The organism is Nocardia sp. NPDC050378 (genome assembly GCF_040655675.1).
GTDB lineage: Bacteria > Actinomycetota > Actinomycetes > Mycobacteriales > Mycobacteriaceae > Nocardia > Nocardia coubleae.
In genome coordinates, this window is the sequence record NZ_JBFAKI010000004.1 from 519679 (window position 1) to 533223 (window position 13545).

15 protein-coding genes are annotated in these 13545 nt (G+C 66.8%); 7 read left to right on the forward strand and 8 right to left on the reverse strand.

The features are described from left to right. Positions 1-10 precede the first annotated feature (10 nt). The 4 genes from AB0I35_RS12565 to AB0I35_RS12580 form a co-directional block, all read right to left on the reverse strand. A complete protein-coding gene (locus tag AB0I35_RS12565; RefSeq protein ID WP_357395895.1) occupies positions 11-475 on the reverse strand; it encodes a hypothetical protein in 465 nt (154 codons plus the stop codon). After that, positions 472-1188 (reverse strand): SDR family oxidoreductase, encoded by a 717-nt coding sequence (locus AB0I35_RS12570; RefSeq protein WP_357395896.1) that lies wholly within the window; start codon positions 1186-1188, stop codon positions 472-474. The genes AB0I35_RS12565 and AB0I35_RS12570 overlap by 4 nt, the downstream gene beginning before the upstream one ends. 70 nt (positions 1189-1258) lie before the next feature. Continuing rightward, positions 1259-1675 (reverse strand): DUF6463 family protein, encoded by a 417-nt coding sequence (locus AB0I35_RS12575; protein ID WP_357395898.1) that lies wholly within the window; start codon positions 1673-1675, stop codon positions 1259-1261. A 270-nt stretch (positions 1676-1945) separates the two neighbouring features. Then, positions 1946-2557, reverse strand: a complete 612-nt coding sequence (locus AB0I35_RS12580) for a hypothetical protein (RefSeq protein WP_357395899.1) — start codon at positions 2555-2557, stop codon at positions 1946-1948. A gap of 80 nt (positions 2558-2637) precedes the next feature. On the opposite strand from AB0I35_RS12580, the gene AB0I35_RS12585 reads away from it, so the two are divergent. Then, positions 2638-3201: a TetR/AcrR family transcriptional regulator gene (locus AB0I35_RS12585; protein WP_357395901.1), complete on the forward strand. Its 564-nt coding sequence runs from the start codon at positions 2638-2640 to the stop codon at positions 3199-3201. A gap of 90 nt (positions 3202-3291) precedes the next feature. On the opposite strand, the gene AB0I35_RS12590 is transcribed toward AB0I35_RS12585, so the two are convergent. Then, positions 3292-4305, reverse strand: coding sequence for an NAD(P)/FAD-dependent oxidoreductase (locus AB0I35_RS12590; protein ID WP_357395902.1), 1014 nt, complete (start codon positions 4303-4305; stop codon positions 3292-3294). Positions 4306-4387: 82 nt separating this feature from the next. Between AB0I35_RS12590 and AB0I35_RS12595 the strand changes: the two genes are divergently transcribed. Continuing rightward, positions 4388-4972: an XRE family transcriptional regulator gene (locus AB0I35_RS12595; RefSeq protein ID WP_067491263.1), complete on the forward strand. Its 585-nt coding sequence runs from the start codon at positions 4388-4390 to the stop codon at positions 4970-4972. A gap of 3 nt (positions 4973-4975) precedes the next feature. Here AB0I35_RS12595 and AB0I35_RS12600 read toward each other — a convergent pair whose 3' ends face one another. Beyond that, complete coding sequence (locus tag AB0I35_RS12600) at positions 4976-5611, reverse strand: TetR/AcrR family transcriptional regulator (RefSeq protein ID WP_357395953.1); 636 nt, start codon at positions 5609-5611, stop codon at positions 4976-4978. A 68-nt stretch (positions 5612-5679) separates the two neighbouring features. On the opposite strand from AB0I35_RS12600, the gene AB0I35_RS12605 reads away from it, so the two are divergent. The 4 genes from AB0I35_RS12605 (at position 5680) to AB0I35_RS12620 (ending at position 10928) form a co-directional block, all read left to right on the forward strand. Continuing rightward, the gene (locus tag AB0I35_RS12605) at positions 5680-7233 is read left to right on the forward strand and encodes an NAD(P)/FAD-dependent oxidoreductase (RefSeq protein ID WP_357395903.1); all 1554 of its coding nucleotides are present in this window, start codon (positions 5680-5682) and stop codon (positions 7231-7233) included. Next, complete coding sequence (locus tag AB0I35_RS12610) at positions 7230-8063, forward strand: SDR family NAD(P)-dependent oxidoreductase (protein ID WP_067637640.1); 834 nt, start codon at positions 7230-7232, stop codon at positions 8061-8063. Before AB0I35_RS12605 ends, AB0I35_RS12610 begins: the two co-directional genes overlap by 4 nt. A 25-nt stretch (positions 8064-8088) precedes the next feature. Further along, positions 8089-9042 (forward strand): alpha/beta hydrolase, encoded by a 954-nt coding sequence (locus tag AB0I35_RS12615; protein ID WP_357395905.1) that lies wholly within the window; start codon positions 8089-8091, stop codon positions 9040-9042. Between the two features lie 92 nt (positions 9043-9134). Next, the gene (locus AB0I35_RS12620; RefSeq protein ID WP_357395906.1) at positions 9135-10928 is read left to right on the forward strand and encodes a long-chain fatty acid--CoA ligase; all 1794 of its coding nucleotides are present in this window, start codon (positions 9135-9137) and stop codon (positions 10926-10928) included. A gap of 64 nt (positions 10929-10992) precedes the next feature. On the opposite strand, the gene AB0I35_RS12625 is transcribed toward AB0I35_RS12620, so the two are convergent. Next, entirely contained in the window at positions 10993-11703 is a 711-nt protein-coding gene (locus AB0I35_RS12625; RefSeq protein ID WP_357395907.1) for a cutinase family protein, read from the reverse strand. Between the two features lie 91 nt (positions 11704-11794). Between AB0I35_RS12625 and AB0I35_RS12630 the strand changes: the two genes are divergently transcribed. Beyond that, the gene (locus tag AB0I35_RS12630) at positions 11795-12028 is read left to right on the forward strand and encodes a hypothetical protein (RefSeq protein WP_357395909.1); all 234 of its coding nucleotides are present in this window, start codon (positions 11795-11797) and stop codon (positions 12026-12028) included. Here the strand turns inward: AB0I35_RS12630 and AB0I35_RS12635 are convergent. Then, positions 11967-13481 carry a DHA2 family efflux MFS transporter permease subunit gene (locus AB0I35_RS12635; RefSeq protein WP_357395910.1) on the reverse strand — a complete coding sequence of 505 codons (1515 nt, stop codon included), beginning with the start codon at positions 13479-13481 and terminating at the stop codon, positions 11967-11969. The genes AB0I35_RS12630 and AB0I35_RS12635 overlap by 62 nt on opposite strands. Between the last annotated feature and the right edge of the window lie 64 nt (positions 13482-13545).

A 13545-nucleotide genomic window follows, 5' to 3' on the forward strand; every position in this document is an offset into this window, starting at 1 on the left:
CTGCCGATAGTCAGCGGGCTTGCAACCCGCGGCGCAGCGCGTCGATGGTCGTCTCCGGAGAAGTGTTGAAGCAGAACCGGATTCCCGGCGCGATCTCGGTCGCGACATTGATCAGACGTTCGAACAGCAAGGTGTGCTCGGGCGCCATCCGCACCCCGGCGCCGATCATCGCGACGCCGAACCGCCCACCGGTCGCGCAGTCGCGCAGCGCCGCCTCGGCGGCGTCGGGGTCGGCCGGGACCTGGCAGGTGACGATGCCGAAGCCTGCCTCGCGCAGGGCCGTCTCGCCCGCCGCGATACGCGCGGTGAGTGCGGCTTCGTCGATCTGCGGGTAGCGGCTGTAGTCGACGGCGCTGGGGTGCAGGCCGATCGAGAGCACGGTGTCGGATTTCTGTTCTGCCACTGCGTCCTCCGTTGTCATCAGATAGGCGGCGACCGCCAGCAGCGCGGCCGTGAGCACGGCGCCGAGTTTCACCACGGCGCGGTGCCGGTGCGGTCGACGAAGGTCCCGGTGGGTCCGTCGGGGCCGATCGTCGCCATGGCCACGATCGCATCGGTGCCCTCGGTGACGGTCTGGAACCCACTGTGCCCGTTGAGGTCGGTCGCGGTGTAGCCGGGATCGACGGCATTGACCTTCATGGTTCCGAGTTCGCTCGCGTACATGACGGTGAGCATGTTCAGCGCCGCCTTGGTGCTCGGGTAGCCGAGTGCGGGCGGCAGCAGACCAGCCCATTTCGGGTCGGTGCGGGTGGCGATCGAGCCGACGCCGCTGGAGACCATCACGATGCGTGGATGGGCGGACAGGTGCAGCAGCGGCAGAAACGCGTTGGTCACCCGGATCGGGCCGAATACGTTGGTTTCGAACACCTCACGCAGGTTTTCGGGCCTGGTCTCGCTCGGCGCTATGCGTGGGCCGCCGATGGCGGCGTTGTTGATCAGGACGTCGAGGTGGCCCGCTTCGGATTTCACCCTGTCCGCCGCGGCCATGACGGAATCGTCGGAAGTCACATCCAGCGCGACGAACCCGACGTCGAGACCGGTGCCGGCGAGTTCGGCGGCCGCCGCCGTACCGCGCCCGGTGTCGCGGGCGGCGAGGAACACCTGCCAGCCCCTGCCCGCCAGCCGGCGAACCGTCTCGCGGCCGAGTCCTTTGTTTGCCCCGGTCACCAGGGCGATTGTCGGTGTCATGCATCCAGATTCACGCCACAGCGAGCCACGCTCCAGTGCCGGAGAGGCATAGGACGGGCGGTACCACGTCCTATCGAGCGAGAGCAGGTGCAGCGACCTGCGCACCGGCGACACGGATGCCGCGCAGCAGCAGAATCGCCGCGATCACCACCACCGGAGCGGGCGTCGGCTCCACGACGACGGCGCACACCACACCCCAGCCGAGCACCGCCCACGCGAGGAATTCGGGTGGGACGATGCCGCGCCGGTCCATCCACACGATGAGCGAACCGACGAGCAGCAGCGGCCAGCCGAAGCCGGCGGGGTTGGCCCAGAAGCTGTTGGCCGCGGGAGTGTCCTCCCACCAGTGGCCCCAGAGTTCGAGGGTCAACCACTCGTCGAAGGAGGATGAGCTGACCAGCAGTCCGAGGCCGAGGTGCCCGGTGCCGATGACGGCGAGAATCCAGCCCGCCCATTTGATCGTGCCAGGCATGTCGTGTTGCCCCATCGCGAACTCCTACCAATTATACGGATGCGTATAACAACGAGGATACGGTCGCTTATACGGTTGCGTATAGATCTGTCGGATATGCCGTGCCGCACAGCGGAATGGGATTCGCGGTACCACCCCGCCGCCACCGACCTGCGGCACCATGGAAACGTGGACAGAGCGGAATTGGCGACGGTACTGCGCGATCTCGCCGAGCTCAACCGCAATATCGTCGGCAGTATCGAGGTGGTGCGACGATTCCCCGACGATGCGCCGATACCGGAGTGATCAGGCTTCGGAGTGCTGTGTCAGGAGTGCTGCTTTGATCGCGCCGATCGCGGTCTGTGGGTCGTCGGCCCAGAAGGCGATGGTCGATGAGGTCAGGTCGCCCTGTGGTGTGGAGAAGGTGTGGGGCGCGGCCAGTTCCAGGCGGATGTTGGTGGAGCTGCCGACCGGGAGGGCGATGGTTCCATTTGCTGTGCGGTGCAACGACTTCGATTCGTCATAGCCGCGCAGGTCGGGGCGGACGGCGCGCACGGCGGAGAGGGGGATCGCGAGTTCTGTGCGGCGCAGGTAGCGCACGCGTAGGTGGTCGGGGGCGAGGACGTGCGGGTACACGTGGTGGGCGGCCAGCAGGCCGAGCATCCACAGCAGTCCCCAGAGGCCAAGTGCCAGTGCGGCGAGGCGGACCGGTGCCCACGGAATGATGAGGTGCACGGCGGGAATCTCCACGGCGCTGACCACCACGAATGCCCAGAGGATGGCCGCCATGGCGCCCGCGTACCGAATCGGGGTGCCGCCCGCGGTGTCGGGCTTGCGGATGATCGCGCGGGCCAGACTCACCCACAGATCGATTTCGAACCGGAAGAAACGGCGTACGAGCCGCAGGACAGGGCGCATGGCGACCTCCTTTTGCAATGCAACTGCATTATAAAGAGCCACACCATGGCAATACAAGTGCATCGTGAAAGAATGGCCGCATGCCGAAACGGGTGGACCACAGTTCGCGCCGAGCCGAGATCAGCGACGCCGTGATGCGCCTGCTCGCCCGCGACGGCCTCGAATCGATCAGCCTGCGCCATGTCGCCGCCGAAGCAGGCGTCTCCGCAGGTCAGGTGCAGCACTACTTCCCCACCAAGGACGCGATGATGGAATTCGCGGCCACCACCATCGCGGGCAGAATCGGCGAGCGCATCACCGCCGCGGGCCCCGACCCCGACCTGCACCAGATTCTCACCGCCCTCCTCCCCACCGACGCCGAATCAGCCGCCGACACCCGCACCCTGATCGGCTACCTGGCCTTCGCCTCGGTCCGCCCCCAGATCGCCGAAACCCTGGCGACCAACGGCCGAGGCTTCCGCGACCACATCGCAGGCCTGCTCCCCCACCACCCCGAGCCGACCGCGGCAGCCAGCACCCTGCTGGCCCTTCTCGACGGCCTGGCCCTCCACGTCACCGTCGGCCAGATCTCCGCCGACGACGCACGCCCGCTGCTGACCAGCGCCATCGATGAAACCCTCGCGCGAGGGTCACGTGGGCGTTGAGCAGGCGGCGAGCCCACTCCCGCTGCCCGTTCGGCAACGGCCGACCGACGAGTAGCCCCGGCGCACCGTTCGATGCGCCGGGGCCGGCACTCATCCAGTGACAGCGGCGGCTTCGGAAGCCCGGATCCGCTCGACCGCCGCGGCGGTGTCGGCCGTCACCAGCTCCGCGTTGATCTGCGCGCCCGCCATCGCACCGGCCGCGGCGGCCGCCCCGACCTGTGCCATCGGGTCGGTGGCGTTGCCCGCGATCCATACGCCGGGGACCGAGGTGCGGCCGGTGGGGTCGGCGGGGATGTGGTCGCCGACTCCGCTCGGGTGGGGCTGAGGGGTGAGGCCGAGGTCGGTGAGGAAGGTGGCGCGGGTGCTGAAGCGGGGGCCGACGACCAGCGCGTCCCGGTCGATGACGGTGCCGTCGGCAAGCCGGACGCCGCTCAGCTTTCCGCCGTCGGCGAGCACCTCGACCACCTCACCGTCGACCACGCGAACACCCCGTGCCGCAAGTTTTTCCGCGTCTTCGTCGGTCGCCGGCGACGTGTGCGACAGGAACACGATGTCGTCGGTCAACTGGGTGAACAGCAGCGCCTGATGGACAGCCATCGGACCGGTCGCCAGTACCGCGATCCGCTGATCGCGCACCTCCCAGCCGTGGCAGTACGGGCAGTGCAGTACATCGTGTCCCCAGCGTTCGCGGAGTCCGGCGATCGGCGGCAATTCGTCGGCAAGCCCGGTGGTGACGAGGATGCGCCGCGCGAAGACGGACCGGCCGTCGGCCAACTCCACGCGGAATTCACGCGCGGCGCTTCCGGCGGAATCTTCTGTTCCCGTGGCGGGTTCGCCGACACGGTCGACAGCGACCACCTCGCCGGTGACCACCTGACCGCCGTACCCGCGCACCTCCTCGCGCCCGAGCGCGACCAACTCCAGCGGCGGCATCCCCTCCCGCCCCAGCAGCCCGTGCACCCCGTCGGCGGGCGCGTTGCGCGGCGCACCGGCATCGATCACCAGCACCGATCGCCGCTGCCGCACCAGCATCAGCGCACCGTTCAGCCCGGCGGCACCCCCGCCGATCACCACCACGTCGTAGGACTCGTTCAGCTCTGTCATGTCGACCTCCTTCGGGAATTCACAGTGCACCAACGGACGAAAAACTGGCAAGCATGTTTGCCGCTATGGCAAACTGATCGTCATGGACGACCTCGAACAGACCCTCGACTCGGTCGGCCCCCGTCTGCGCGCCCTGCGCAAACAGCGCCAGACCACGCTCGCCGACCTGTCCACCGAGACGGGGATCTCGGTGAGCACCCTGTCGCGCCTGGAATCGGGCGACCGCAAACCAACCCTGGAGCTGCTGCTCCCCCTGGCCAAGGCACACGGCGTCACCCTCGACGAACTCGTCGACGCCCCACCCACCGGCGACCCACGCATCCACCTACGCCCGGTGACCAGGCACGGCATGACGATGCTCCCGCTCACCAAACGCGCGGGCGGTATCCAGGCCTACAAGATCGTCATCCCCCCGGGCGCGCGCGACCGGCCCGACACGCCCCAAACGCACGAGGGCTACGAATGGCTCTACGTTCTCAACGGCCGTCTACGCCTGATCCTCGGCGACCACGATATCGTCCTCACCCCGGGCGAGGCAGCCGAATTCGACACCCATGTCCCGCATTGGTTCGGCGCGGCCGACAACCAGCCCGTCGAATTCCTCAGCCTGTTCGGCAAACAGGGCGAACGCGCCCACTTCCGCGCCAAACCGCGCGAGAACGGTTGACCCTCAACCCCGCAGCGCGGAGATCAACGCGGGACTGAGCGCGAGCGCGGGCAGCGACTCGACCAGTAGGTCGACCAAAGACTCACGGCTGATGGGCTTTTCGACCATCCAGGTCAGAATCGTCTCCTCCACGAACGCGATCCAGCCGCGGATCGCGAGGGTGAGCCGCGCCAGGTCGGGGTCGTCGGGCGGCAGCGGCAGTTCGCTGACGATGAGATCGGCGATGGCGCCGCGGGTCTCGTTGACGTAGCCGGTCATGTCGGGGGTGCGGCTGGCCGGACCGCGCAGCACCGAGTGGTAGGCCGCGGAATGGCCGATGGCGTAGTCGACGAACCGTTCGATCGAATCGCGCAGCATGTCGAACAGCGACAACTCACGGTCGGGCATCACGGCGGTGTAGAACTCGGTGCTCACGTGCCGCGCGACGGCCTCGTGGAACTCCTGCTTGGAGGCGAAGTAGTGGAACAGCAGGCCCCGCGAGATGCCCGCCTGCTTGGCGATGTCGTCGACCGAGATGTCCTCGAGCGGTCGATCGGCCAGCATCTCGGCGCCGAGGTGGATCAGCTGCAGTCGCCGCTCCTCCGGGCCGAGCCGGACACGCTTGGTCGCTCCCGAACTTCTGCTACTCACATCGACCATCCTAGCCACTACTGAACGATGCTCAATAGCTGTTGACTCCGGCTCAATAGCGACGTAGTCTGCATTACATGAGTCGCAAGGTTACAGACAATGTTGTCGAACCCCGAGCCGTCGACAACCGCGCCCGCCACGTGAAGACCATCATCATCGGCAGCGGGTTCGCCGGGCTCGGCCTGGCCATCCGCCTGTCCCAGCAGGGTCGCGAGGACTTCCTCGTGCTCGAGCGGGGCAGTGAGGTCGGCGGCACCTGGCGTGACAACACCTATCCGGGCGCAGCCTGCGACGTGCCTTCGCACCTGTACTCGTACTCCTTCGCGCTGAACCCGGACTGGACCCGCTCGTTCTCCCGCCAGGGCGAGATCCAGGCCTACATCAGGAGCGTCGCGCAGCGCTACGACGTGCTCGACCGGCACGTCTTCGACTGCGACGTGCGCCGCGTGCACTGGAACAACGAGACCAGCCGCTGGGAGATCAGCTCGACCCAGGGCGAATTCACCGCCGACACCGTGATCAGCGCGGTCGGCGCCCTCTGCGAACCCGCGCTGCCCGACATCAAGGGCATCAACGAGTTCGAAGGCGAGATCTTCCACTCCGCGCAGTGGAACCACGATGCCGACCTCACCGGCAAGCGCGTCGCCGTCATCGGCACCGGCGCCTCGGCGATCCAGATCGTGCCCGCCATCGCGGACAAGGTCGCCACCCTCGACGTCTACCAGCGCACCGCCCCCTGGCTGCTGCCGCGGATGGACCGTCCCTACCTGCTGCCCGAACGTCTGGCGTTCAAGCACATTCCGGGCGTGCAGCGGCTCAGCCGCGCCGCCATCTACGCCGCGCGCGAGACCCAGGTCGTCGGCCTGGCCAAGTTCCCGGTGCTGATGAAGGGCTTCGAGGCCCTCTCGCGCGCCAAGCTGCAGTTCGAGATCCGCGACCCCGAACTGCGCAAGAAGGTCACCCCGAACTACCGGATCGGCTGCAAGCGCATGCTGATCTCCAACGAGTACTACCCGGCGCTGGATCGCGACAACGTCGACGTGATCACCGACGGCATCGCCGAGGTGAAGCCGGGCTCGATCGTCACCAAGGACGGCACCGAGCGCGAGATCGACGCGCTGATCGTGGCCACCGGCTTCCACGTCACCGATTCGCCGACCTACAACAACATCGTCGGCCGCGACGGGCGCACCCTGTCGGAGGTGTTCGACGAGATCGGTCAGCAGGCCTACAAGGGTTCGGCGATCGCGAACTTCCCGAATATGTTCTTCCTGGTCGGCCCGAATGTGGGCCTGGGACACACCTCGATGGTGTACATGATCGAATCGCAGATCAATTACGTCAGCGATGCCCTGGCTACCATCGACAAACTCGGCCTGAAAACTGTCGAGGTGCGCGAGGACGTCCTGCGCGAGTACAACACCGGCTTGCAGAACAAGCTCGCCAAGACGGTCTGGAATACCGGCGGCTGCGCCAGCTGGTACCTCGACAAGCACGGCAACAACACCACCCTGTGGCCGGACTTCACGTTCGAATTCCGCAGGATCACAAAGCATTTCGACGTTTCCGCCTACAATACGACAACCGCAGACGCCCCCGGCGCCGATCTGAAAGTGGTGGCAGCACAGTGAGCAAAGACGCTTACTTCACGAACAAGGTCTGTGTGATCACCGGTGCCGGTTCCGGCATCGGGCGCGCGCTGGCCGAGAACCTGGCCAAGCGCGGCGCCAAGCTGGCACTGAGCGATATCGACACCGAGGGCCTGGCCGAGACCGTCCGCCGGTGCGAGGCACTGGGCGCGCAGGTGAAGTCCGACCGGCTCAACGTGGCCGAGCGCGAGGCCTTCCTGGTCTACGCCGACTCGGTGAAGCAGCACTTCGGCGTGGTGCACCAGGTGTACAACAACGCGGGCATCGCCTACCACGGTGACGTCGTGAAGACCGAGTTCAAAGACATCGAACGCATCATGGATGTGGACTTCTGGGGTGTCGTCAACGGCACCAAGGCATTCCTGCCGATGCTGATCGAGTCCGGCGACGGCCACGTGGTCAACGTGTCGAGCCTGTTCGGTCTGGTCACCGTGCCGGGCCAGGCGGCGTACAACTCGGCCAAGTTCGCGGTGCGCGGCTTCACCGAGGCGCTGTACCAGGAGATGAAGATCTCGAAGACGCCCGTGCAGGTCACCTGCGTGCACCCCGGCGGCATCAAGACCGCCGTGGCCCGCAACGCCACCTACGCCGAGGGCATCGACGGCGCCAACACCGCCTCGCTGTTCGACAAGTACCTGGCGATCCACAGCCCGGAGATGGCCGCGCAGACCATCACCGAGGGTGTACGCAAGGGTCACGCGCGCGTGCTGATCGGCTGGGAGGCCAAGCTGCTCGACGTGAGCGTGCGTTTCCTCGCGTCGGGCTACAACCGGATCTCGGCCGCTGTCAACGGCCGCTTCATGCCGCACTGACCCTCTCGAGATCCAGGAAAACGCCATGCGCGAGTTCAAGATTCCGCTGCCGGTGGTTCGCGCGCTGCTCGATCCGGTCTTCCGGGTGACGCTGCACGCGCGACTGCCCGTCGCCGTGCAGCGCACCCTGCTCGACGTGTCCTCCCGGCTGCAGTTCATGCCCGACGGCGCCGTCGTGCAGCGATTGCAGCTGGGTGGGCGCCCGGCCGAGCGGGTGATCGCCGAGATCGCGATCCCGGGTTCGCGTACCCGGGCCGTCCCGCCGGAGCGCGCGGCGGGCGCGATCCTGTACCTGCACGGTGGCGGTTACGTGGTCGGTTCGCTGGCCACCCACCGCTCCCTGGTCGCCAGGCTGGCGCTGGAGAGTTGCTGTGCGGTGTACTCGCTGGACTACCGGCTCGCGCCCGAGCACCCGTTCCCGGCCGGCCTCGACGACGCCGAGGCCGCGTTCCTGGATCTGGTGAACAATGTCGGCTACCAGCCGGATCAGATCTGTCTGGCAGGCGATTCGGCGGGCGGTGGACTCGCGCTCGCGCTGGCCCAGCGATTGATCGAACGCCACAAGATGACCCCGGCCGCGCTCGGGCTCATCGCACCGTGGGTCGACCCGACCGACCCGCCGAGCCGCGACCGTGACCTGGTGATCAACCGGGCGTGGTCGCGACTGTGCGCCGCGCACTACCTGGGCGACGGCGACGCCACGACGGCGGGTTACGCCCCGCTGTCGGGCAATCTGATCGGCCTGCCACCCACCTATGTGCAGGTCGATGTGAGCGAACTTCTGCACGACCAGTGCCGCACGCTCGTCTCGGCCCTGCGTGGAGCGGGTGTGCACGTCCGTTTCACCGAAACCCGCGGCCTTTGGCACGTCGCGCAACTGCAGGCCGCGCTGGTCGCCGAGGCCGCGCTGGCGCTGCGCGAACTCGCGGACTTCCTTCGGGAAGCCATCCAGCCTGTATCGATTGACGACTTACGATAAAGCCAGGTCACGGGCATTTCGGGCGGCGATATCGCAGCCGGGCCGAACGTGTCGTAGATTACTGGCGAGTAGAACCCACTGGAAGGGCACTGATGCGAGAGTTCGAAGTTCCGGCTTCCTACACCATCCCGGACGATGCGAACAATGCCGACAACGTCTACCGCTTCGCGCAGGAGACGCCGAATGTCGTGTTGTTCAACGTCCCGAACGGCAGCGGCGGCTGGAATGACGTCACGGCGGCACAGTTCGAGAAGGCCGTCACCGGCGTCGCCAAGGGCTTGATCGCCTCCGGCGTCGAACTGGGCGACCGGGTGGCCATCATGGCCGCCACCCGCTACGAATGGACGCTGCTCGACTTCGCGATCTGGGCCGCCGGTGGCGTGACCGTCGCGATCTACGACAGCTCCGCGGCCGAGCAGGCCAAGTGGATCCTGCAGGATTCCGAGACCAAGCTGCTGGTCGTCGAGAACGACAAGCACAAGGCCACGATCGACGAGATCGACGCCGCGTCGCTGCCCGCGCTCGCCGAGACCCTGCAGATCGACAAGGGCGCCGTCGACACCCTCACCGAGCGCGGTGCCGACCTCGACGACACCGTGGTGCACGAGCGCCGCAAGCAGGTCGGCGCGGCCTCGCCCGCCACCCTGATCTACACCTCGGGCACCACGGGCAAGCCCAAGGGCGTGCAGCTCACCCACGCCAACCTGTGGGCCGAGTCGCGTTCGGGTGGTATCGAGCTCAGCGCGTTCGTCACCGAGGGTCAGAAGACCCTGCTGTTCCTGCCGCTGGCGCACGTGTTCGCCCGCGCGGTGGCGCTGATCGCCTTCGATTCCAAGGTGACCATCCGCCACTCCTCGGACTGGACCACCCTGGTGGAGCAGTTCGGTGAGTTCAAGCCGGACTTCATCCTCTCGGTGCCGCGTGTGTTCGAGAAGGTGTACAACTCGGCCAAGCAGAAGGCGCACGACGGCGGCAAGGGCAAGATCTTCGACGCCGCCGCCGAGACGGCCATCGCCTACAGCGAGGCGCTGGAGAAGGGCAGCCCCGACCTGCTGCTCAAGCTCAAGCACTTCGTCTTCGACAAGCTGGTCTACAGCAAGCTGCGTGCCGCCCTCGGTGGGCAGTGCCTGGCCGCCGTGTCCGGTGGAGGCCCCCTCGGCGCTCGCCTCGGCCACTTCTTCCGTGGCGTCGGCGTCACCATCTACGAGGGCTACGGCCTGACCGAGACCACCGCCGCGTTCAGCGTGAACACCCCCACCCACATCCGGGTCGGTTCGGTGGGTCGCCCGATCCAGGGCCACGCCGCCAAGATCGCCGAGGACGGCGAGCTGCTGCTCAAGGGCTCGGTCGTGTTCGGCGGCTACTGGAAGAACGACGAGGCCAGCGCCGAAGCGTTCGAGGACGGCTGGTTCAAGACCGGCGACCTGGGCGCCATCGACGCCGACGGCTTCATCACCATCACGGGCCGCAAGAAGGAAATCCTGGTCACCGCGGGCGGCAAGAACATCTCCCCCGCCGTGCTCGAGGACTCCCTGCGCGCGCACCCGCTGATCAGCCAGGTGATGGTTGTCGGTGACGGTCAGCCGTTCATCGGCGCCCTGATCACCCTCGATCCCGAGGCCCTGCCCGGCTGGAAGGACCGCAACGGTGTCGCCGCCGACACCGCGATCGAGAAGCTGATCGAGAACGAGGCGCTGGTCGCCGAGATCCAGGCCGCCGTCGACGAGACCAACAAGAAGGTCTCCAAGGCCGAGGCCATCAAGAAGATCCGTATCCTCCCGGTCGACTGGACCCAGGAGACGGGCGAGCTCACCCCGAAGATGTCGCTCAAGCGCGCCGTCGTCATGAAGCAGTACGCCGGTGAGGTCGACAAGATCTACAGCTGACGTAGCTGATCAGAAAAGGCCGGTTGCTTTGCGCAACCGGCCTTTTCGTTGTTCTCGATACGTTTCAGAACCGCTGGGCCGCGAATCGGGCTGCGGTGACGGTCATTCCGTTGACGCTGTAGAGGGTGTGCAGGGCATTGGGGTAGGCGAGCGGGGAACCGTCGCAGATGTTGTCGCCGTCGATGCACAGGTCGATGGTCTTGTTCCGGTAGGACGCGCCGATCGACAGCGCGGGGGCCGCCGCGTCACGCAGGAACCGTTCGGAGGGTTTGCCGAACAGCACGACGGCGGCGACGTGCTCGGCCACCTCGGCCCGCATCGGCTCGGGCAGGTACTGCTCGTATTCCGGCGGAACCCCCTCGGGCACACCGGCACCCGTCGCGAACCCGGCCAGCGCCGCACCCTGCGAATACCCGCCGAGCACGATCCGCGTGCCGGGACAATTCGCCGCGACGAACTCCACCCGCCGCTGCGCATCGTCGATCCCGCGCACCACCGACTGCGCGAAGCCCAGCCGATCCGCGAAATCACTACTCGCCGGATAGTCGACCCCGTACGCCCCCACCGACCGCCCACCGGCATTGGCCCGTAGCGCCTCGACAAAGGACATCCCGGTCACCCCGACCACCCCACCCGGCTCCGCGGTCCCCCGCGCGAACACCACCTCCACATCGGAACACGGCGCCGCGTAAGCGGACTGGATGGGCGATACCACTGGAATCGCGGCTGCCAGGAACACTGCAGACACGAATCGACGAAGAGAACGTGCTGTCATGCCGCGCAGACTACCTACCGGCGGCGCTGACCAGCCCCTTTCCACACCGACTCGCCGACCGACGATCGATAACGCGCGGGCCGGCACCGAAATGGTGGACAGCGCCGACAAGAAAACCGAATACGCCCTGGCCGGAATCCCCTGGTACTGGCTGGTGTGGGTGTCGGACAACAGCGTCAGCATGATCAAGATCTTTGTCCTCGACCATATACAGGGGCAGTACGTCCCGCACCTGGAATCGCAGCCTGCCGACGGTGATTCCGTTATCGAGGCGCCGGTCCGCTGCCAGATCGACTGGAAGCGGTTGAGCGACCTGGTGCTGTGACGGTGACTCCCGGTTTCGCCGCCGCCGACTTCGCGTGGCCGACGAACAGAGCCGAGGCGAGGACACCCACGAGCAGGATCGCGGCGGGCAGCAGCATGGACTGGGCGAGCGAGGTACTGAATTCGTCGACGACGTGCGCTGGGAGGGGGCCGGTGCTCGCGCCCTCGCCGACCGGGGCGTCGCCGCTGAGTCCGTTGGCGCTGAGGCGGGCGGCGATGAGGGCGCCGATGGCGGCGCTGCCGAGGACCGAACCGACCTGGCGGGTGGTGTTGTAGACACCGGCGCCCGCGCCGGCCTGGGCGACCGGCAGGTTGTGGGTGGCGGTCGAGGCGAGCGGCGCCCAGATGCAGGCGTTGGCCAGACCGGCGAGACCGCCCACGATCAGGAACGCCACGATCGACGAATCCGGCTTCATCAGCACGGCGAAACCGACGATGGAGGCGGCGAACAGTGAGAAGCCCGCGGTCGGGATCAGGCGAGGCGGTAATCGGTCGGCGAATTTGCCGATGAACGGCGCCGCGATACCGGTGACGATCGCCATCGGCGCGAACATCAGTGCCGACATGGTCGGCGACATCTCCCGCACGCCCTGGAGATAGAAATAGGCGGGCACCATCATCGACGTGACGGCGGCGCCCATCGCGGCGATCGCCAGATTCGACAGGGCGAAATTGCGGTCACCGAACAAACTCAACGGCACGAGCGGTTCGCCGGTATTTCGCGCCTGATTCACGACGAACAGCACGAGCATCACCACTCCGAACGCGATCAACGCCCAGATCCACGGCGCCCAATCCTGCGCATTGCCTTCCTGGATACCGAACACCAGGGCGAGCATGCCGATACCACTGAGCAGCACACCGACGAAGTCGAACTTGTGGTCGCTGGTCGGCAAGGCGGGTACCAGCCACATCGCCAGACCGAACGCGATGACACCCACCGGCAGGTTCACGAAGAAGATCCATTCCCAGCCGAGCCCGTCGACCAGGACACCACCGAGAATCGGGCCTATCAGCGTCGCCAGACCGGCCACCGCACCCCACAGGCCCATCGCCGCGCCGCGCCGGTCCGGTGGGAAGGTCCGGGTGATCACCGCCATCGTCTGCGGTGTCATCAGCGCGGCACCGATCCCCTGGGCGGCGCGCGCCGCGATCAGCATCCCGATACTGCCCGACAACCCGCACCACAGCGACGCACCGGTGAAGACCGCCAACCCGATCAGGTAGATGTTCTTCGGCCCGAATCTGTCCCCTAATCGGCCGGTGACCAGCAGCGGCACCGCATAGGTGAGCAGGTAGGCGCTGGTCACCCAGATGACATCGGTGATGTCGGTGTGGAACGCGCTCATGATCGCCGGATTGGCGACAGCGACGATCGTCATGTCCAGCAGGATCATGAAGAACCCGACCACCAGCGCGAACAGCGCCAGCCACGGATTGCGTTCGGTGGTCATCGATACGTCCTATCAAGGGATTGATCGGGAGACGATCCGGCCGTTCATGATCGTCGCACTGCCG